This is a genomic window from Actinomycetota bacterium (assembly GCA_040881665.1).
Lineage (GTDB): Bacteria > Actinomycetota > UBA4738 > UBA4738 > HRBIN12 > JBBDWR01.
The window spans coordinates 839,924-859,891 of sequence record JBBECT010000004.1 but is presented as its reverse complement, the minus strand read 5'-3'; the positions used below and the strand labels follow the sequence as shown (position 1 = coordinate 859,891).

Sequence of the window (19,968 nt, the reverse complement as noted above, 5' to 3'; positions counted from 1 at the left end):
CGGCGCGAAGCAGCGGACGGGCTCAGCCGGTCTCCTGCTCCTGGGGCTCACCCGGAGGGGCGTCGTCTCCGTCGGGCGCGACCTCGTCGTCGGCCGGCGGCTCCTGGCCGGATCCCTCGCCTGCGCCGGAGCCTCCTCCTTCGCCTCCACCGCCCCCTGCCGCGACCACCACCTGCCCGGCCATGTCGGGATGGACGTCGCAGTGGAAGTAGTACTCCCCGTCCGGCAACGCGGGGATCGCGTACGGCTGCTGGGCGACCCCCGGGAAGATCTCCCCCTGGAACAGCACCTCGGCGAGTGAGTCGTCGCCGTAGATCGACACGTTGTGCTGGATCCCCGCGTCCTCGTTGTCGAACACGAGGGTCGACGGGGTTTCCGGCCGGAACCGCAGCTCGTCGGCGTCGAACTGGAGGTTCTGCGCGACGATCGTCTGCTCGAGCTCGCCACCGGTGGATGCGTTCTGCTCGACGGTCAGCGTTCCGGTCATCGTGCTCGGGTGGATGCTGCAGTGGAAGAAGTACGTGCCCTCCCGGAGCGGTTCGATGCGGTAGGTCGTGGAGCCCTCGCTGAGCTCCAAACCGTCGAACAGCGTCGCCCCTTCGGGTCCGTCAGGGCTGTCGAAGATCACGACGTCGTGCGGGACGCCGGTCTCCTCGTTCGTGAACTCGAGGTCCACCGGGACGTCGGAGGCGAAGGTCAGTTCGTCGCTGGCGAAGCCATCGGTGCTGGCGTTCGGCCCGGCGACCAGTGTCGCGGCGAACGCCTCCTTGCCCTCGCCCTCCTCGCCGTGCTCACCGGGCTGAGCGACGACGAGCGCGATCGCACCGGAGATCATCGCGACACCGGCCACGATCCCGAACAGCGATCCCAGAGCCGACGTCCCGACCCGTCCGCGCGTGGCAGCGATCCCGGCGACGGTCAGGATCGCGACCGAGACGACCAAGGCCACGACGGTCGCGGCCGAGGCCGAGGTGTTCAGCAGGATCTGCGCGAACAGGATCATCACGATCGCCATCGCCGCGAGGATCCCCAGCGGCAACAGGATCGGCAGCAGCAACCGGTCGCGGGAGGATCTCGGGGTCGGTTCCGTGTCGTTCATCGCCTCATCTCGATTCGCATCCTGGACTCGAAGTTCCTCCACTGAAGGGCGTCCCAACCCTCGCGCTGCTCCTGAGCGAACCACGCGAAGAACACCGCGGCGAGCACACCCCACATCAGCAGCCCGCCGCCGATCTTCATCAGCAGGCCGGCGATCAGCTGGTCGTTCAGCACGTCGATCCCCCAGATCCGGGGGAACGTCGCGTACACCTCGTAGAGCGGCTCGCGCCCGAAGGTCAGGAACGACGCCGGGATCGTCGGCGCGAGCGAGTTGATGAACAGGTAGATCATCTGAGCCGGCCGCGGCAGCGGGGGGAGCTCGGGCAACGGCGAGACGACCGGCCACCACATCACGAGCGCCGATCCGAGCACGAGCACATGCAGGGAGAAGTGGAGCAGCTCGGAGCCGACCGACGCCTCGACGATCGCCGGCCAGTGGGTGAACAGCAGCACCGCGTTGTAGACGGCGATCGCGATCAGCGGCCGCGTCACGAACCGCACCGCACCCATCAGCGGCGCCGGCTTCAGCAGCGTGCGGAGCATCCACGCCGGCGTCCCCGCCAGCAGCAGGGGCGCCGCCACGAGCGTGAACAGGAAGTGCTGCAGCATGTGCATCGAGTACAGGTAGTCCTCCGCGAGGTCGTGCAACGGCCAGGTGGATCCCACCAGCAGGACGAACATCCCCGCCGAGAACAGCACGACCTTGCGCCGGGTCGTTCCCTCGCCCGCCGGATCACGCGCCGCGGCGCCCGACCGTCCGTGCGCGCGGATCGCGACCAGGTAGAACGCGAGCACGCTCCCCAGCAGGAGGAACACGTCCAGGTGCATGTGGAACGGAGGGAGAGGATCCATCGCTACCTCGTGAACGTCACGATCTGGGTGAACGTCAGCAGCACGATCAGGTACAGCGTGACCGCGAGGGCCAGGCCCATCAGGAAGAAGCGCGAATACGTCTTGCTGTCGAACTTCAGGTGCATGAACCACAGCGCGACGAGGGCGAACTTGATGACCGTGAAGGCGAACAGGATGATGATCAGCAGCGTGCGCGGCGGCTCGAGGTAGTACGTCGAGACCTCCGCCATCGTGATCACGGCGAGCACGAGAGCGATCCGTACGTACTCCTTCGGGCTCGGGTGTGCCGCGTGCGGCGTGTGCGGCCGGTACGGCGCGTCGGTGACGCGGTCCTCCTCGAGCCCGGCCTGCGTCTCGGTCTCGCTCACGTCACTCCCCCGTCGGGATCAGGTAGACGACCGTGAAGATAACGATCCAGACGATGTCGACGAAGTGCCAGTACAAGCCGACCATCTCGACGGACAGCTCGCCGCGCTCGCCGGGAAGCTGTCGCGCGTACGAGAAGCCGACGAGCGTCAGCAACATCAAGATGCCGACCGTCACATGAACGCCGTGGAAGCCGGTGAGCACGAAGAACGAGCTGCCGAACAGGTTGGTCGACAAGGTGAGCCCCTCACGGGTGAACAAGGTGAACTCATAGATCTGCCCTCCGACGAAGACCATCCCGAGCATCGCCGTGGTGAGCAGCCACAGTCGCATCTGTCCCTCGTCGTCGCGTTGCTTCGCCGCGAGCGCGAGCACCATCGTGAGCGAGCTCGCGAGCAGGACGAACGCGCTGATCGACGTGTACGGGATGTCGAAGATGTCGCCGGGGAACGGACCCTCGATGCTCGCGCCCCGGTACAGCACATAGGTCGCGATCAGCGCGCCGAACAGCAGGCACTCGGAGGCGAGGAAGATCCACATCGCGAGCTTGGTGTTCGGCAAGCCCGTGGAGGTCTCGTCGTGGACCGGGTAGTCGGTGTCGATCGAGGTGTGGATCGGCTGGTCCATGTCAGTGCTCCTCCGCCGAGGGTTCGACGGCCGGCTCGAGCGCCCAGGCGAACAGCGGCACGATCAGGATCACCGCACCGAGCGGAGCCAGCCACCAGACACCCTCGAACACGATCCCGTAGCCGAGCACCGGCAGTCCGAGCGCGGACAGGATCGGGTAGTACGAGGGCGAGGGCAGGTGGACGTCGTGGGGCACGTCATCGCCGTCGCCTTCGCCGTGGCCGGGGTCGTGCACGGGCGCGCCACCCGCCGGCACCGGCACGTACTCGCCGTCCTCGGTCTCGACGTACTTCTTGTGCCAGAAGTCGTCCAGGTGGGTGACGACCGGGGTCTTCGCGAAGTTGTACTCGGGCGGGGGCGAGGTCGTGGACCACTCCAGGGTGCGCGCGTCCCAGGGGTCGTTGCTCATCTCTTTGGGCCTGCGGAACGAGGCGATCGCGCTGACGAGGAAGATCGCGACCGACACCGCGATGATGAACGCGCCGATCGTCGACGCCTGGTTCCACGCCGTGAGGTTGAGCGACTCGGCGTAGGTGTAGATCCGCCGGCTCATCCCCTGCAGTCCGAGGATGTGCATCGGCCCGAACGCGAGGTTGAACCCGACCAGCAGGAACCAGAACTGCACCTTGCCGACCCGTTCACTGAGCATCCGTCCGAACACCTTCGGCCACCAGAAGTACATCGCGCCGAACAGCGCGAAGATCGAGCCGCCGAAGATCACGTAGTGGAAGTGCGCGACGACGAAGTAGGTGTCGGTCTGCTGGTAGTCCGCCGGCACGACCGAGTGCATCACGCCCGACAGGCCGCCGATCACGAACATCGCGACGGCTCCGAGGGCGAACAGCATCGGACTCGCGAAACGGATGTCGCCCTTCCAGATCGTGCCCATCCAGTTGAAGATCTTCACCCCCGTGGGGATCGCGATGATCATCGTCGAGATGCCGAAGGCAGTGTTCGCCACCGGTCCCATCCCCGTCGCGAACATGTGGTGGGCCCACACGCCGAACCCGATGAACCCGATCGCGATGCCCGAGAACACCACGAACTGGTAGCCGAACAGCGGCTTGCGCGCGAAGACCGGGAGGATGTCGGAGATGATCCCGAACGCGGGCAAGATCAAGATGTAGACCTCCGGGTGGCCGAACAGCCAGAACAGGTGCTGCCACAGCAGCGGATCACCGCCGGCATCGGGGCTGTAGAACACCGTCCCGAACCGCCGGTCGAACAGCAGCTGGAACAGCGCCACCGTGATGATCGGCAACGAGAAGACCAGGAGGAACTGCGTGACGAGTCCCATCCACACGAACGGGGGCATACGGAAGAACGACATGCCGGGGGCACGCATGTTCAGCACCGTCACCGCGAGGTTCACCGCGCCGACGGTCGAGGCGATCCCCGTGATGATCAGGCCGACCGCGTAGAAGGTCATGCCCACGGTCGGATCGGTGACGCTGTTCGGTGGGTAGCCGAACCAGCCACCGTTCGGCGCGCCGCCGAGGAAGAAGCTCGAGTAGATGAACAGCCCGCCGAACAGGAACGCCCAGAAGCTGTAGGCGTTCAGTCGCGGGAACGCGACGTCGCGCGCGCCGATCATCAGCGGGATCAGGTAGTTGAAGAACGCCGACGACATCGGCATCACGACGAGGAAGATCATCGTGATGCCGTGCATCGTGAACACCTGGTTGTACTGGTCGGCGTTCAGCAACGTCGCTTCCGGCTGGGCGAGCTGCACGCGGATCAGCAACGCCTCGACGCCGCCGATCAGGAAGAAGGCGAACGCCGTGATGCCGTAGAGGATCCCGATCCGCTTGTGATCGACCGTGGTGATCCACGACCAGAACCCCGTCGACGCGCGGGGACGCCGCAGCAGGCCGGTCTGCTTCGCGGGTACGGTCACGCTCGCCATCTGCTCGGTCCCCCTCTCATTCCAACGACAGCAGGTAGTCGGTTAACGCGTCGATATCGTCCTCGCTGAGGTTGTAGTCCGGCATCTTCGAACCGGGCTTGGCCTCCAGCGGGTTCCGCAGCCATTCCTCGAGATCGGCTCGGTAGGCCTCCGGATCGCCGTCCCGCGAGAACATGCAGCCCGCGAAGCAGTCGCGGCTCGCGAAGTGCGTCAGGTTCGGCGCGACGTTCAACGCCGCCTCTCCCGCCTCGCTGTTCACGCCCTGGATCGTGTGACAGGCGATGCACTGCCCGCCGCTCTGCTCTCCGAGACCGCCGTCGAACAGCTGCTGCCCTTGTTCCTCCGGCGAGCCCGTCGCGGGATCCACCGCGTCCGCGCGCTGATCGGCGACCCACCGGTCGAAGTCCTCCTGCGTCATCGCGATCACCTGGAACCGCATGTTCGCGTGCGACAGGCCACAGAACTCGAGACACTGACCTTTGTAGACGCCGGGTTCGTCCGCCTGGATTGTGACGTGGTTCTCCCGGCTGGGGATCACGTCCTGCTTGCCGGCGAGCTCGGGAACCCAGAACGAGTGGATCACCTCGTAGTCGGGGTTGTCGCCCGTGATCAGGCCGCCCTCGGCCTGCAACGTCACATACACGGGCGTGTCCACGGGGATCACGAGATCGTTCGCGGTCTTCAGCGGCACGGTGTCGCTGAAGCCGATCTCGGGGTCGGTGTAGTCGAACTCCCACCACCATTGGTGGCCGTAGACGCTCACGTTGATCGTGTTCGGGTCGGCGGGCTCGCGGGCTAGCTCGAAGATCGTCGTCACGGTCGGCACCGCGATCACGGCGAGGACGAGAGCGGGCAGGATCGTCCACCCGATCTCGAGCCTCGTGTTCCCGTGGACCTGCGGCGGCAGCTTCGCGGCCGCGTTCTTGCGATGCCGGTACTTGATCGAGATCGCCAGGATGCCGCCCTCGACGAGCACGAACACACCCACCGCGATCCAGAACACGGGCTGGAACAGCGTGTCGATCTTCTCGGCGTACGGCCCCTTGGGGTTCAGGGAGTCCTGCTGGTTGTCCGGGGCGCACGCGGCCAGCACCACGACGACGAGCGCCACGCCGAGGGTGATCCACGCCGCTCTCGGGACCCGACGGACCTTGTTCCGCACCTGCGTCACGCCTCCACGATCTGCGATCGAACGGCCGCGTGGGCCGCTTCACACGCCCGGGTCCGGGCCGGAATCCCGCGCACGATACCACCGTAGCTCAGGCAGGCATCCGTCACGTGGGTCACACCCCGCTGTAGCTGTGCAACCCGTCGATCACGGTGTTCACGACGTAGTAGTTCACCATCAGCGCACCGAACCCGATCAGGGCGATCACGGCCGCGCGCCGCCCCCGCCAGCCCGCGGTCGAGCGCGCGTGCAGGTACCCGGCGTAGACGACCCAGACGATGAACGACCAGGTCTCCTTCGGGTCCCATCCCCAGTAGCGACCCCACGCCTCCTGCGCCCAGATCGCGCCCGCGATCACCGCGAAGGTGTAGATCGGGAACGCGAACGCGATCGTCCTGTAGGCCAGGCGATCGAGTGTTGCGGCCGGGGGCAGCAGGCCCCGTCGCGGGACCGGTCCCGATGCGAGCTCGTCCGACACGAGGTCGGGCGGCGCGTCCGGGTCGCTCGAGGCCGACTGAAGGTCGGTCGCACCTCCGGCGATCGGCGGCGGCGCGAGCTCGGCGCGCCGGCGCTCCCGCCGGTCCTGGAAGAGATAGAGGCCGGTGAGCACGCCTCCGCCCAGCGCGAGCAGCGCGGAGCCGAGGATCACCGCGACGACGTGGATCCGGATCCAATAAGAGTTGAGCGCCGGGACCAGGGGCGCCGGCCCGACGTAGAAGAACGAGACCGCGATCGCCATCGTCAGCACCGAGAAGGCGAGCGCGAACCCTCCCAGGGTTCGGACCTTGTGACGCCATTCGACGATCACCAGGTACGCCGCAACGACGAGCCACGCGAGCAACGACGAGAACTCGTAGAGGTTTCCCCACGGCACGCGGTCGGCGGCCACCCCGCGTGTCGCGATCGAGACCGCGTGCGCCGCGAGCGCGATCCAGGTGACCGTGCTCGCCACCCGCCAGACGGTGAGCTTGCGGAACGCGAGGGAGTAGAAGTAGCCCACCATCGCCCCGACGTAGCCCAGCAGCGCGACGTTGAACGTGTCGTTCGAGATCCGGACCCACTGCTCGGTCGTCATCTCGCCCCCACTCGCTCGGCCCGATCGCTCCCCGGGGCCGCATCGTCACCGGCGCCGCCCCGCAGGTCGTCGACCAGACGCTCGAACTCCTCCGAGAACTGACTCGTGCGCTGCAGCGCGAACCCTCCGACCTTCAGAACGCTGCCCGCCGCCGCGGGCTCGGCCCGCACCCAGACCTTGCGGCGCGCGGTGTAGAGCGCGGGGAGCAGGCCCACCAGGATGAGGATAGCCGCCGCGAGCATGACCCACAGGCCTCGGTCGCGGCTCACCTGCAGCACGGTGTACTGGCGGACACCGCCGAAGGTCATCGTGAGCTCGCCTTCGGTCTCGGCCCGCTCGAGCTCCTTGCCCCGTAGTGCCTTCCCGGTCTCCAGGGACACGACCTGCCCCTCGCCGATCACCCCGCCACCGGCCGGTCGCAACCCGCGCGTGTCGACCTCGCTGAACGAAGGCCGCAGCTCCGACGACAGGTCGCCGATGTAGCGGTCGTAGAGCATCACTGGGTTCCGGGCGCCGGTCATCATCACGTTCGGCTCGCGGGTCTCCTGGAAGGCGAGGAACGCATCGAGGCTCGGCCACAGGGAGAACTGGACACCCTCCTGAGGATCGAGGGTGGGCAGCCGGAGCGCACCGTGCCAGGGCACCGCGAGCTCGCTCACACCGTCGGGGACTGGGTCGCGCTCGAACTGGATCGGCCCGTCCGCGATCACGCGGTCGCCCCGGCGCACGGTCACCTCCGGCGCCCATCCGAACGCGAACTGGTACAGGTTCAACCCGTCGACCGAGCCGGGGTCGTTGAGCCGGATGTCGTGGGTCGTCGTGACCTGACCGTCGCCGCTCGTGAGCGTCGCGCTCGTGACGAAGTCCATCGGGATCCCACTCGTCCGGTAGGTGTCCTCGAAGTCCTCGACGCAGATCCGGGCGCCGGTGTGATCGCCGCCGAAGTAGCGACCGACGCGCAGGTTCCCGTCGTAGTTCGCCTCGGCCTCGACCCAGCACTGCCCCTCGGTGATCACCGCGAACCCCGTGAAGCCGGTCCCCTTACCGAGCACGATCCCGATCATCACCAGGAAGAACGACCAATGGAACAGCAGGCTCCCGGCCTCGCGCGCCAGACCTTTGTCGGCGGCGACCGCGGGTTGATCGCCGGCCCGTTGGACCCGGAACCACCTTCGCCGCAGGACCCTCTGGGCTCGGTCAGCGGCCGCGTCCGGCCCGCCGGCGACCGGCACCTCGGCGTAGTGACGGAACCCATCGAGCTCGCGCGCCGGCTGGGGCCTCGCGCGAAGGTTGCGGATCATCGCGCGGGTCCGGGGGATCAGGCACGCACCCAACGAGATCAGCAACAGGGTGTAGACGAGCGTGAACCACCACGACCCGAACACATCGAACAGCCCGAGGGCGTCGAAGATGCGCGCCCGCAGCGGATGGTCGCGGAACTCCTGTGCGACCCGCAGGGGTGAGTTCGGGCGCTGAGCGACGAACGAGCCGGCCACCGCCGCGAGCGCGAGGATCAGCAGCAGGATCAGCGCGGTGCGCATCGACCGGAGGGAGCGCCAGACCATCGCGACGGATCGGCGCAGCGTCGGCACGGTCGAGGGGGCGGAGGAGGCCATGGGTACCGCCGACATCCTAGGGAGTTGCCCGCGCGACGACGCGCCGACCCACCCCTGCCACCCCGCTCCTAGAGAGGCGGGTTGAACCCCTGGATGTCGTCGAGCACGGGAGCGAGCACCCGAGCCCACTGGTTCGTGACGATCAACAGCCCGATCGCGATCATCACGACGCCGGCGCTGCCCGCGAACCAGTGGTAGTTGCGCTTCACGAAGTCCAGCGCGCCCATCAGCCGGCGGATCCCCAGACCGATCAACAGGAACGGCAGCCCGAGTCCGAGCGAGTACACGAACAGCAGCAGCGCCCCGCGGGCCGACCCTCCCTCTTGGGCGGCGGAGAGCGTGAGCACACCGCCGAGCACGGGGCCGATGCACGGTGTCCATCCGGCGCCGAACGCGACGCCGAGCGGGAACGCCCACGCCGGACCCGGTTTCACCTTGCTCAGCAACGGTCTCCGTTCCGCGTACAGCGCCGGGAAGCGCACCCGCAATGCGTAGAACACGAGCAGGAGGCCGAAGGCGAGGATCACCACGCCCAGCAGCTGCTGGCCGCTCACGTGCGTGTCGATCCCGAAGATCTCGATCGTCTCGGGGGAGCGGAACAGCCGGATGAACGTCGCCGAGAAGGCCCCGAGCAGGGTGAACACCGTCGCGAACCCCGCGATGAACAGCGCGATCGGAGCGACGGCGCGCTTCCCGGAGGCTCCCTCCTCGACGCCACCGGAGACGAACGACAGGTAGCCGGGAACCAGTGGGAACACGCATGGCGACGCGAACGAGACGACGCCGGCAGCGAACGCGAGCGCCGGCGCCCACCAGGACGCCAGGCCGCTCTCCACGAAGTCCGCTGCCAGACCGAGGCTCACGCTCGGAGTGTAGGTGCGCGGCCCCGGATCACCCGTCCGGCGCGGGACCGCTGGGTTGCGAGTGGGCCGCCCGGTGTCGCAGACTGGGGACGGTGCTTGTGAAGGATTTCACGAACCTCGCGCTCGTGCCCGGACCGTGCTCACGGCGAGGTGGCGAGGCTATACTCCGGTCGGTTTCCGACGAGGTGGGGTCTTCAGCATGAGCGAGGTCACGACGCAGAGCCGGCGCGAGCGCATGATGCAACGCGTCGAGCCGCGCAAGCTGGCCCTCGAAGCGAAGCTCAAGGAGTTCGAGTGGACCTGGACGAACGCCGTGCTGTTCTCCTTGTTCCTCACGTTCTTCATCTGGATCTCGATGGCCGTGATCCCCTCGTTCTGGATGTACTTCGCCGAGCAGACCCTCGGCTGGGACGGCCAGTCCGGTGACGGACGCTGGCAGCCCCTCGCGCGCGACGCGGTCGCGATGGGACTGTCCACCGGCCCCCTGATCACGATCCTCGTCGGTGCTGCGATCCTGCAGAACTGGCGACGCAAGCTGCGCGGGCAGACCGATACGCGACCCACCGGCAGTTACCGGTAAGGAGCGAGACGACATGCCCTTCACGAAAACCGAGGTCGACATCCGGGAGGACTACACCGTCGAGGCGGTGGATCCCGAGTGGCTGAAGCAGGGGGTCAAGTCGCCCAAGCACCTGATGCTCGACCCCGACAACTGCATCCTGTGTCGTGCGTGCGAAGACGTCTGTCCGTGGAACTGCATCTACATGCTGTCGCCGTCGATCGTCGAGGACGCCGGCGACGACTCGGTCGACGCAGAGGTCGGGGCGGCGACCGCGATCTTCGTCCTCGACGACAACGCCTGCACCCGGTGTTCGGTCTGCGTCGACCGCTGCCCCACCGACACGCTGTACTATGCGCGCCTGCCGGAGGACTCCGCCGGCAAGCGCGAGATGGCCGCCGTGCCGACGTCACAGCGGGCCCAAGCGTGAAAGCTGGCGTGAAGTCCTGCAGGGCAACGAGTCAGGGAATCTAGGGAGACCGGGTGAAGCTGAAGCCACCGAAGCCCTTGGAGGTCATGGACCGCGTCCGGGACACCGAGGTGTGGAAGTCGATGTTCCGGCCGGGCTCGTTGTTCCGGAAGGGCTACAAAGACACGTCGCGCGACCGTGCGCTCGCGACGATGAACAACGTCCTGTACCACCTGCATCCCACGAAGATGAAGCGGCACGGACTGAAGCTGACCTACACCTTCTGCCTGGGCGGGTTGTCGTTCTTCCTGTTCGTCGTGCTGACGATCACCGGCATCTTCCTGATGTTCTTCTACCGGCCGTCGGCCGGGCTCGGCGCCGCGCAGGCCTATACCGACATGCAGAACATCCGCACGACGGTGTTCTTCGGCGACCTCGTCCGCAACCTCCACCGATGGGGCGCGCACCTGATGGTCTTTTCGGTGACGCTGCACATGGCGCGCGTGTTCTACACGGGGGCCTACAAGCCGCCGCGTGAGTTCAACTGGGTCGTGGGCGTGATCCTGCTGTTCCTCACGCTGGGCCTGTCGTTCACCGGGTACCTGCTTCCGTGGGACCAGCTCGCGATCTGGGCGGTCACCGTCGGCACCTCGCTCGCGGCCTACTCCCCCTTCATCGCGAAGCAGGCGAACTTCCTGCTGCTCGGCGGGGCGGTGGTGGGCCCCGAAACCCTGTTGCGTTGGTACGTGCTCCATGTGCTGGCGCTGCCGTTCGTGTTGGTGCTGTTCCTCTCGGTCCACTTCTGGCGGATCCGTAAGGACGGCGGGATCTCCGGGCCGCTGTAAGGAGCGACGCAGATGGCACGCGAAGACACCCCACTCGATCAGGAAACGTTCGACACGACGCTCGAGGCCGAGCTCGCCAAGGGCACGGACCGGCGCGTCGCCGAGGGCCGTGCGCGCTCGGCCGCGGTGCGCGCCTACCGCAAGGCACACGGCGAGGAACAGCCGGCACCGGCCGCTGCCGCTCCGGCGGCGCAGGCGCCGGCCCCCACCGGCAACGGCGGCACGCCCGCCGCGCAACCCGCCGCCGTCGGGGCGGCCGCGCCCGCAGGTGCTCCCGCGGGCGCCGCGGTCGTCACCGAGCCCGCCCGGGTCGCACCCGCGCCGACCGGCAACGTCCCCCAGCCCAAGAAGGGGGTCCAGGACAAGCATCGGCTGCTCGCCCTCGTCCCGCCGGAGGGGATCCAGCGCGTCGAGCGGGAACAGGGCGACCGCATCAACGTGTTCCCCCACCTGCTGATCGAGGAGTTCGTCGCGATGATGGTCCTGTTCGCGGCGCTGGTGATCTTCTCGACCTTCCTCAACGCCCCGCTGCGCGAGGTCGCGAACCCGAACCTCACCCCGAACCCTTCGAAAGCGCCCTGGTACTTCCTCGGCCTGCAGGAGCTCCTGCGCTATTTCCATCCGCTCGTCGCGGGCATCACGATCCCCACGTTCATCCTCGTCGGACTCGCCGCGGTCCCGTTCGTCGACCGCAACCCCAGCAACAAGCCCGGCGACCGCAAGATCGCGATCACGCTGTTCACCGTCCTGTTCGTCTTCGGCGCCACGCTCACGATCATCGGCTCGTTCTTCCGCGGCCCGGGCTACAACTGGGTCTGGCCGTGGGCCCAGGGGGTGTTCTTCGAACTGTGATCCGTCTCGCGGTCTCCAGCGGCTTCATCGCGGCGATCATCGCCGTAATCGTGATCGATCTGTTCGCGATCTTCTTCGGTCTCTCGTTCATGCGCGCCCGGCGCCAACAACGAGCCCAGACGCAACTTGCTGCGGCCGGCGTGGGTGGCGAGGAAGCTCCGAAGGCGCCCAAGCCGGTCTCGCGGCGCGACTTCTTCCGGCGCTCGCTGCTGGTTTCGCTGGGCCTGTTCGGGGTCCAGTTCGGAGCGGGAACGATCGCGTTCCTGTGGCCGAACCTCCAGGGCGGGTTCGGATCGGTGATCAATGCCGGCAACGTGGACGACATCAAGAGCGAGATCGGCTCGACCGAGCAGCCGTTCTACGTCGGTGCAGGCCGCTTCTACGTCGTGCCCTACGAGGGAACACCGACGGGCGACATCGACTACGAAACCGACGGGCTCGCGGCGCAGGGTGTCATGCCCCTGTACCAACGCTGCGTCCACCTCGGCTGCCGCGTGCCGTTCTGCCAGACCTCGCAGTGGTTCGAGTGCCCGTGTCACGGGTCGAAGTACAACGAGGCCGGCGAGTACAAGCTCGGCCCCGCACCGCGCGGGATGGACCGGTTCGCGATCGAGATCGACGGTTCGGGGAACGTGCTCGTCGACACGTCCGTGGTGATCCTGGGTCCCGCCCGAGGCACCGACACGATCAACGAGCCCCCGCAGGGCAGCTTCTGCGTGGCTTCGGGCTGAGGAGCGATGGAGACGATGCTCGCGATCACGACCGGACAGGCGCTGCTCCTCGCGATCGGCGGCTCGGTGCTGCTGCTCGCCGGCGTCGTCACGCTCGTCCTCCGCGGCCGGCGCAAGCAGACGGGTCCCGACATCCCGACGGGGATGCGCCCGGGCCCGTCCGATGCCGACCTCGAGACCCCGCTGCTGCAGAAGCTGCAGGGGTGGGGCGTGGTGCTCGTCGCGTTCTTCGTCGTCTGGATCCCGATGATCTGGTTGCAGGAACCGACCCAGAACCAGAGCCAGGAAGAGGCCCTCGTCACCCAATCGATCGAGCGGGGAAGCCGCGGTGTGATGCCGTTCACCGAGGAGAACCAGCTCGGCGTCGGCTGCACGCGGTGTCACGGTCCCGAGCTCAAGGGCGGCCTGCCCGTCCCGGGCGGTCCGGACGAGGAGACGGGCGAACCCACCTATCTTCAGTCGGCCGACCTCACCACCGTGTGCCAGCGATTGCTCGTGGTGCAGATCGAAGACGTCATCATCAACGGGCGGCCGCCCGGGATGCCGGCATGGAGCATCAACACCGACGGCGCCCTGACCGACCAGCAGATCGCCGACCTGCGGAACTACCTGATCGAGATCAACGAGGAAACCGTGCCCGAGGACCAGAACCTCTGCACGAACGAGGAGCTGATCGCCGAGAAGACGGCGGAGCTCGACGAGGCGGGCACCCTCCCCTTGGGGCTGCCGTCCCAGCCGAAGGACGCGTGATGGAGACCCACAGCTGCCTCGGCTTCGCGATCGAGTGCGACACCCTCTGGAAGGGCGCTCTCACCGTCGTCATGGCGTTCGTCATCTTCGTGGCGTGCGTCTGGGTGTTGCTCGCGGCGGTCTTCGGACGCCGGATGGGCTACCTCGTGCTGATGGTCACGCTGTCGGGGTGGATGGTGATCCTGTCCGCGTCGTGGTTGTTCGGCTTCTGGGCGCAGGGCGTCGAGACACCGACGAACCTCGGCCCGCGCGGGTCCGATCCCTCGTGGGTGGTGGTCGACTCGAGCATCCAGCTCACTTCGGACGAGTTCCCGCTCGCCGACAGCTACCCCGCGGAGCCGTGGGCACCGCTCGACATCGAAGCCTCGATCCAGGGCGTCACGGGAACGGTCCAGACGTTCCTGGCCGAGGAGGCGAACCACGAGCTCGGCGTCGAGGAGGGCGACCCCTCCGCGCTGGAGACCTCGGCGTTCAACGTCGAGAACATCCGCTTCGCCACCGCGGAGGACGACAAGACCTCGCTGGCGATGGCGCAAGGGAACTTCTCCGGCGGCGGGCCGCAGGTGACCGTGCTGCTCAAGCACGACAGCGGCAGCATCCCCCGCTACTCGTACATGTTCCTCGGCGCCTCGGTGCTGCTGTTCCTGATCCACCTGCCGCTCCTCGACCGGGCGGAGAAGTCCCGCAAGCAGATCCTCACCGGTGGCGACGCGCCGCCTTGGTACGGGCCGGCCTAGGTTCCGAGGGAGAATCGACCATGATCGACGCACTGATCGCGAGCACCGAGCTACCGTTCCTCGAGCAGGGTGCGGTGCAGTTCATCCTGTTCAGCATCATGCTCGTGCTCGTCTACCTGCTGCTGAAGATCACGATCGCCAAGTAGCCGGGAACCGCCGCCCGATGATCGCGGCGTTCAGGGACCGGTGACGTCGGCGACCGCTCGCCCGCGTCGTTTCACCTCGGCGATCGTCGCCTTCCGCTGCTCGTAGTACGCCAGGATCTGCAGCTCGATCGCGAGGTCGACCTTCCGCACGCTCACGCCCGCGGGGACGTTCACCACGACCGGAGCGAAGTTCAGGATCGAGCGGATCCCCGCCGCGATCATCCGGTCGACGACCTCCTGGACGGCCGAGGCCGGGGTGCACACCACGCCGATCGAGACGTCGAGCTCCTCCGCGATCCGCGGAAGCTCGTCGACGTGGCGGATCGCGAAACCGGCGACCCGCTCCCCGACCTTCTCGGGATCCGCATCGACGAGTGCGACCGTCTGGAACCCGCGCTCGGAGAACCCCTTGTAGTTCGCGAGCGCATGGCCGAGGTTCCCGATGCCGGCGATCACGATCGGCCAGTGCTGGGTCAGTCCGAGCTCGCGCCGGATCTGATGGATCAGGTAGGCGACGTCGTAGCCGACGCCACGGGTCCCGTACGAGCCGAGATGCGACAGGTCCTTGCGCACCTTCGCCGAATTCACCCCCGCCGCCTCAGCGAGCGCCTCGGAGGAGATCGTGCCCACGCCCCCCTCGGCGATGTCGACGAGCGCTCGCAGGTAGATCGGCAGCCGCGCGACCGTTGCCTCGGGGATCGACCCCTTCTTCACCACCGGTGGTGTTCGTTCCCCGTGCGCACGGGCGGATGATAGCGCTCCGGCGGGGCCGTTCTCAAATGCACGAGCGGCGCCCGGACCGGGCCGGGCGGCTTGCCACACAGGGACTCACGGCGACGGCGAGGGAGGGCCCGCGAGCAGCGATCGGAGCTCGGCGGGATCCACCCGGATCTCGAAGGCCTCCTCGCCGTCGATCTCCACGACCGGGATCCGGATCCCGTAGGCGAGCTCCAGCGCGTCGTCGGTCTCGACGTTCACCTCGGAGAACGTGAAAGGAGCGGCCGTCTGCTCGGCCAGCAGGACGTCGCGTGCCACATCGCACAGATGGCACCCGGGGCGCGAGTAGAGGACGACGCGATGTGGGGAAGCCATCGAGCGGATGCTAGCGGGCTGCCCTGGGGGGCGCACCGGATCGGAAGCAGGCATCCGAGCCGGCCGGTCGAGATGGGAGAATCACCCCGTGAGCGACCGGGACGAGCGCGACCAGCGCGATCTGGAGCTGCATCGAGGCTTGCTCGACCGGGACGAGCGCGCCTTCGAGGAGCTGTATCGGACCTACGGCTCGGCCGCCTACGGGCTCGCCACCCGGGTCACCGGCCAGCCGGCACTCGGGCAGGAGGTGGTGCACGACGCGTTCTTGGCGATCTGGCGCGCGCCCGAGGCCTTCGACCCGTCCCGGGGATCGTTGCGGACCTTCCTGCTCTCGCTGGTCCACCACCGGGCGGTGGACACGGTCCGGCGCGAGGAACGCCTGCGCAAACGAGGCGAGCGGGCGGCGAACCTCGAGCCCGTTCATGGCGAAGATGTTGCGGAGGACGTCGTCCAGGAGACCTTCCTCGTCGGCCGCCGCACGGAGGTCCGCGAGGCGCTCCGGACGCTGTCGCCCGAGCAGGAACAGGTGCTGGACCTGGCATACTTCGGCGGCTACACGCAGGTGCGGATCGCCGAAGAGCTGCAGATCCCGATCGGAACCGTGAAGACGAGGACGATGGCGGCGATGCGCAAGCTCCGCGCCGTGCTTGCCCATGAGAGCGACATCACCCGAGGATGAACGACACGAGCCACGACGAGCGCCGGCACGACGAGCTCCAGGAGCTCCTCGCGGGCTACGCGCTGCGCAGCCTGACCGGCGAGGACGCCGAGAAGGCCGAGCGCACCCTGGCCGAGCACGTTCCGGGCTGCCGCGCGTGCCGGGACACGCTGCTCGGCTTCGCCGAGCTGACCGGCGATCTCGCCCTCACGGCCGATCCCCTCGAGCCGCCCGAGCTCGTCTGGGCCCGCCTGCACCGGGAGATCGCTTCCGATCCGCCGACCGCCGTCACCGCCCCCCGCGAGCGCCGGGGACGGTTCGGCTCGGGCGCGATGATCGCGGCGGCGGCCGGCCTCGTCGCGCTGGTCGTGGTCTCCGGCGTCGCGATCTCGATGGGGACGCGCGCGACCCGCGCCGAGGACCTCCGCGGCCGGCTCGCGAACGTGCTCGAGACCGTGCGTGCCGGAGGACAGCTCCACCCCCTCGAAGGCTCGGACACGACCTCCGACGGCGACCTCGTGGAGGTGACGGCTCCCGACCTGCAGCAGATGTCCCTGTACGGTCCCGATGTTCCTCCCCCGGCGGCCGGGAACGTCTACCGGGTGTGGCTCGGCTCCAGCGCCACGCAGGACTGGGATTTCGCGCAGGAGTTCGTTCCCGACGAGAGCGGGTGGGTGGTCGTGACCCTGACGATCGATCCCTCACGCTACGACCGCATCGCGGTCTGCGAGGAGTCCGAGGCGGTCGAGCCGACCACGCCGGGAGACCAGGTGCGCTGGGCCGCCGACCTCGAGGGCTGACGACCCGGTCCGCTCAGAGCTCGACGATCCCTCGCACGGTCAGCACCACACCCACCACGACGACGGCGGCCGAGGACAGCACCGGGACCAGGCGGCCGAGTCGGGAGGACATCCGGTCCGCGATCGCGTCGCCGGCACGGATCGTGACGAGGCCCACGACGACGAGCGCCGTAGCGAGCCCGACGCTGAACGCAGCGATCAGCGCGAGCCCGAAGCCGATCCGTCCCAGCGAGATCGCCGACAGCAGCACGACCAGGGCGGTCGGCGACGGCAGGATCCCGCCGGCGACCGCGAGCGTGAGCAGACCGCGTCGCGACAGCACGGGCCCGTTCGGCACCCGATGCCGGTGTTGTCCGCGCCCGTCCCCGTGGGCGTGGTCGTGCGCGTGATCGTCGTCCAGGACCTCGTGCCGCCGTCCCTGCAATGACCACACCCCGATACGGCGCACCAGGAGCCACGCTCCGAGGCCCAGGGCGAGGAGGCCGGAGGCCAATCCCAGCCACGGATAGATCTGCTCGGGCCGGAACGTCCGCTCCAGGCCGAGGACGAGCAGGCCGAGTGCGAGCACCGACATCGTGTGCATCACCGAGACCGCTCCTCCCACGGCGACCGCCTGCCGGACGCGGGCACCGGCGCCGATCAACGTTCCGGCCATCAGCGCCTTGCCGTGTCCGGGTCCGAGCGCGTGGATCGCCCCGAAGCCGGCGGCCAGCAGCAGCGCGAACCCCAGCACGGCAGGCGTCGCCTCGCGGTCGAGCAGTCCGGTCAACCCGCTACCCGAATCAGGGGACATGGCCGGTGCGGTCCCCCCGCCCGCGCAGGGCCGCACGAACACGTCGTCCCCCGTCCCCGGTGCGTAGACGATCCGAGCCTCGCGGACGTCGGGCGGGTCGGACAGGAGCTCGTCGGGATAGGCGCGCAGTCGGTCGCTGGCACTCGCCGACGGAACGGACGAGGAGGCCAGGGCGACGCCGCCGGTCCCTCTGGCCGTCACCTCGCGCCACCCGATACGGTCGGCATCGTTCGCGTCGCGCCAGGTGAGCGTTCCCGCCGGCGGCAGGACGCCGGCCAGGCCGGCCTCGAGCCGGAGCACGGGCAGCCCGCCCTGGCCCCGCGAGGTGACCGCGGTCGCGCACGACACGCGCAGAGAGATCGGGGTGCCGTCCACCTCGGCTCGAACGCCGTCCGCGAGGGCCCCGGCCGTCCGGGATGCCCACGCCTCGAGCTCGGCCGGCGCGAGCGTCGCATCGCCATTCGTGTCGATCGCGGCGCGCTCCTGCTCGGTCGGGATCTCCGCCAGGTCGACGACGTAGTCGACGTCGAGCCGGCCCGGCGACAGCTGCAGGCTCGCGGCGCGATTCACCGTGAAGTTGCCGAGCGGATGGGCCGAGGCGGTCGCGGCGGGCCACGCGGCGATCACCAGGGCGACCGCGGCCGTGGCGAACGCGCGACGGATCGCCCTCACGAGTCGCCCGCCGTTCGCGCCAGCATCCGCTCGGCACGCGGGGCGTGCAGCGCCGAGAACGCCGGGTCGATCTCGAGGGCCTCGGACAGCAGGCGCCGTCCGCTCTCGACGTCGCCGAGCGCCAGGTCGATCACGCCGGCGTGGTAGATCACCAGCGCATCAGGCGTGCCGAGTCGCAGGGCGAGGCGGGCGAACCCCGCGGCGGCACGATCTCTGCCGTTCGCCGCCAGCGCCCAAGCCATCGCGTCGGCGGCATGGATGCTGCGGCGGCGCGACCACTCGGCTCGGGCTGCGGACAGGGCCACATCCGGATCACCGTGATCCGCCTCGAACAGGGCGACCTCGAGGTCGACGTTGACACCGTTGGCCGCGGCGAGACGCTGGATCGCCCGGACGAGATCTCGTTGCTGCGCCGCGCCCTCGGCGTCGCCGGCGGCCGCCTGGAGCTCGGCCAGCCAGATCACGTTCTCGGCCGCCGGGTAGACGGTGACGACCTCCTCGTAGCCTGCGATCGCCTCGTCGAGGTCGCCGCGTGCGTAGGCCACGCGCCCGAGCCCGGCTCGCGCCGGAACGAACGAGGGATCGATCCCGATCGCGCGACGGAAGTCGGCGGCGGCGCCGGGCACGTCGCCCGAGCGGAGCCGGAGCTGGCCGATGTGGAACGCGGACCACGCGGCGTCGGCCGGCGTCCCCGACACGCGTTCCGCGGCCTCCATAGCCTCGATCGCTCCGTGCACCTCGCCCTGCAGCTCCCGCGCGTAGGAGACCCGCGCGTACGAGGCGACGTCAGGCTCGGTATCGACCATCGTCTGGAACGTGTCGAAGGCGGCGTCGTAACGACCGAGCTCGACGAGTGCGTCGCCGACCACGCCGTACGCGTCGCCGTCGTCGGGGTTGGCGCGGACGGCGCGCTCGCCGTAGCGGAGCGCCTCCGCGAAGTCGTGGCGGGCCAGCGCGAGGGCGCCGAGCCCGATCAGCGTCTGCGACCCCACGTCGCCGTCGCGCCGCTCGATCCGCGCCGCACGCTCGAGGGCTTCTTGCGCGCGCGGATAGGCGCTCGGATCGGCGGTCGTGCGCGCCAGTTGGATCTCGGCGAGACCGAACGCGGTCAGCGCGTCCGCGTCCTGCGTGGGTGCGAGCGCCGGGTCGGTTGAGGCCGCGCCGGCATCCGTCGGGGCGGCCGAGCGCAGCAGACCGATCCCTCCCACCAGGAACAACGCGGTCGCGAGCACAACCACCCCTGCGATCCTGACGCTCCGAGCCATGTGGCTGCCTCCCTCCGCCCCGTCGTTCTGGAGAGTCGGGGGGGGGGGGGCCGGGGGGGGGGGGGGGGGGGGGGGGGGGGGCGTGGCG

General features: G+C 68.7%; 23 protein-coding genes. 10 read left to right on the top strand and 13 right to left on the bottom strand.

Annotated features, from left to right (window positions below):
• Positions 1-22: 22 nt before the first annotated feature.
• The 9 genes from WEF05_05160 to WEF05_05120 form a co-directional block, all read right to left on the bottom strand.
• Complete coding sequence (locus tag WEF05_05160) at positions 23-1,099, bottom strand: cupredoxin domain-containing protein (protein MEX1101283.1); 1,077 nt, start codon at positions 1,097-1,099, stop codon at positions 23-25.
• Positions 1,096-1,950 carry a cytochrome c oxidase assembly protein gene (locus tag WEF05_05155; protein ID MEX1101282.1) on the bottom strand — a complete coding sequence of 285 codons (855 nt, stop codon included), beginning with the start codon at positions 1,948-1,950 and terminating at the stop codon, positions 1,096-1,098. The genes WEF05_05160 and WEF05_05155 overlap by 4 nt, the downstream gene beginning before the upstream one ends.
• Positions 1,951-1,952: 2 nt before the next feature.
• The gene (locus WEF05_05150; GenBank protein ID MEX1101281.1) at positions 1,953-2,318 is read right to left on the bottom strand and encodes a cytochrome C oxidase subunit IV family protein; all 366 of its coding nucleotides are present in this window, start codon (positions 2,316-2,318) and stop codon (positions 1,953-1,955) included.
• A 1-nt stretch (position 2,319) separates the two neighbouring features.
• The gene (locus WEF05_05145) at positions 2,320-2,943 is read right to left on the bottom strand and encodes a heme-copper oxidase subunit III (protein ID MEX1101280.1); all 624 of its coding nucleotides are present in this window, start codon (positions 2,941-2,943) and stop codon (positions 2,320-2,322) included.
• 1 nt (position 2,944) lies between these two features.
• Complete coding sequence (gene ctaD, locus WEF05_05140; GenBank protein MEX1101279.1) at positions 2,945-4,840, bottom strand: cytochrome c oxidase subunit I; 1,896 nt, start codon at positions 4,838-4,840, stop codon at positions 2,945-2,947.
• A gap of 25 nt (positions 4,841-4,865) precedes the next feature.
• The gene (gene coxB, locus WEF05_05135; protein ID MEX1101278.1) at positions 4,866-6,020 is read right to left on the bottom strand and encodes a cytochrome c oxidase subunit II; all 1,155 of its coding nucleotides are present in this window, start codon (positions 6,018-6,020) and stop codon (positions 4,866-4,868) included.
• Positions 6,021-6,132: 112 nt separating this feature from the next.
• Positions 6,133-7,092, bottom strand: a complete 960-nt coding sequence (ccsB, locus tag WEF05_05130; GenBank protein MEX1101277.1) for a c-type cytochrome biogenesis protein CcsB — start codon at positions 7,090-7,092, stop codon at positions 6,133-6,135.
• Positions 7,089-8,708 (bottom strand): cytochrome c biogenesis protein ResB, encoded by a 1,620-nt coding sequence (locus WEF05_05125; protein ID MEX1101276.1) that lies wholly within the window; start codon positions 8,706-8,708, stop codon positions 7,089-7,091. Before WEF05_05125 ends, ccsB begins: the two co-directional genes overlap by 4 nt.
• A 68-nt stretch (positions 8,709-8,776) precedes the next feature.
• On the bottom strand, positions 8,777-9,571 hold the full coding sequence (locus WEF05_05120) for a cytochrome c biogenesis protein CcdA (GenBank protein MEX1101275.1): 795 nt from the start codon (positions 9,569-9,571) through the stop codon (positions 8,777-8,779).
• Positions 9,572-9,770: 199 nt separating this feature from the next.
• Here WEF05_05120 and WEF05_05115 point away from each other — a divergent pair, with 199 nt between their 5' ends.
• The 8 genes from WEF05_05115 to WEF05_05080 are packed head-to-tail and all read left to right on the top strand — an operon-like array spanning position 9,771 to position 14,600.
• Positions 9,771-10,151 carry a hypothetical protein gene (locus tag WEF05_05115; protein ID MEX1101274.1) on the top strand — a complete coding sequence of 127 codons (381 nt, stop codon included), beginning with the start codon at positions 9,771-9,773 and terminating at the stop codon, positions 10,149-10,151.
• Positions 10,152-10,164: 13 nt separating this feature from the next.
• Entirely contained in the window at positions 10,165-10,560 is a 396-nt protein-coding gene (locus WEF05_05110) for a 4Fe-4S binding protein (GenBank protein ID MEX1101273.1), read from the top strand.
• A 53-nt stretch (positions 10,561-10,613) separates the two neighbouring features.
• Complete coding sequence (locus WEF05_05105) at positions 10,614-11,384, top strand: cytochrome b N-terminal domain-containing protein (GenBank protein ID MEX1101272.1); 771 nt, start codon at positions 10,614-10,616, stop codon at positions 11,382-11,384.
• A 12-nt stretch (positions 11,385-11,396) separates the two neighbouring features.
• Positions 11,397-12,236, top strand: a complete 840-nt coding sequence (locus WEF05_05100; GenBank protein ID MEX1101271.1) for a menaquinol-cytochrome c reductase cytochrome b subunit — start codon at positions 11,397-11,399, stop codon at positions 12,234-12,236.
• Positions 12,233-12,967 carry a Rieske 2Fe-2S domain-containing protein gene (locus WEF05_05095; protein ID MEX1101270.1) on the top strand — a complete coding sequence of 245 codons (735 nt, stop codon included), beginning with the start codon at positions 12,233-12,235 and terminating at the stop codon, positions 12,965-12,967. The genes WEF05_05100 and WEF05_05095 overlap by 4 nt, the downstream gene beginning before the upstream one ends.
• Before the next feature lie 6 nt (positions 12,968-12,973).
• Positions 12,974-13,717 carry a c-type cytochrome gene (locus tag WEF05_05090; protein MEX1101269.1) on the top strand — a complete coding sequence of 248 codons (744 nt, stop codon included), beginning with the start codon at positions 12,974-12,976 and terminating at the stop codon, positions 13,715-13,717.
• Positions 13,717-14,454 (top strand): hypothetical protein, encoded by a 738-nt coding sequence (locus WEF05_05085; GenBank protein MEX1101268.1) that lies wholly within the window; start codon positions 13,717-13,719, stop codon positions 14,452-14,454. Before WEF05_05090 ends, WEF05_05085 begins: the two co-directional genes overlap by 1 nt.
• Positions 14,455-14,474: 20 nt before the next feature.
• The gene (locus tag WEF05_05080) at positions 14,475-14,600 is read left to right on the top strand and encodes a hypothetical protein (GenBank protein MEX1101267.1); all 126 of its coding nucleotides are present in this window, start codon (positions 14,475-14,477) and stop codon (positions 14,598-14,600) included.
• A 30-nt stretch (positions 14,601-14,630) separates the two neighbouring features.
• Here the strand turns inward: WEF05_05080 and WEF05_05075 are convergent, their stop codons facing one another.
• The gene (locus tag WEF05_05075; protein MEX1101266.1) at positions 14,631-15,314 is read right to left on the bottom strand and encodes a redox-sensing transcriptional repressor Rex; all 684 of its coding nucleotides are present in this window, start codon (positions 15,312-15,314) and stop codon (positions 14,631-14,633) included.
• Between the two features lie 114 nt (positions 15,315-15,428).
• Complete coding sequence (locus WEF05_05070; protein MEX1101265.1) at positions 15,429-15,692, bottom strand: glutaredoxin family protein; 264 nt, start codon at positions 15,690-15,692, stop codon at positions 15,429-15,431.
• 88 nt (positions 15,693-15,780) lie between these two features.
• Here WEF05_05070 and WEF05_05065 point away from each other — a divergent pair, with 88 nt between their 5' ends.
• Positions 15,781-16,371 (top strand): sigma-70 family RNA polymerase sigma factor, encoded by a 591-nt coding sequence (locus WEF05_05065; protein ID MEX1101264.1) that lies wholly within the window; start codon positions 15,781-15,783, stop codon positions 16,369-16,371.
• Positions 16,368-17,150: an anti-sigma factor gene (locus tag WEF05_05060; GenBank protein ID MEX1101263.1), complete on the top strand. Its 783-nt coding sequence runs from the start codon at positions 16,368-16,370 to the stop codon at positions 17,148-17,150. Before WEF05_05065 ends, WEF05_05060 begins: the two co-directional genes overlap by 4 nt.
• Before the next feature lie 13 nt (positions 17,151-17,163).
• Here WEF05_05060 and WEF05_05055 read toward each other — a convergent pair whose 3' ends face one another.
• Positions 17,164-18,615, bottom strand: a complete 1,452-nt coding sequence (locus WEF05_05055; GenBank protein ID MEX1101262.1) for a High-affinity nickel-transporter — start codon at positions 18,613-18,615, stop codon at positions 17,164-17,166.
• A complete protein-coding gene (locus tag WEF05_05050; GenBank protein MEX1101261.1) occupies positions 18,612-19,853 on the bottom strand; it encodes a tetratricopeptide repeat protein in 1,242 nt (413 codons plus the stop codon). Before WEF05_05050 ends, WEF05_05055 begins: the two co-directional genes overlap by 4 nt.
• Positions 19,854-19,968 lie beyond the last annotated feature (115 nt).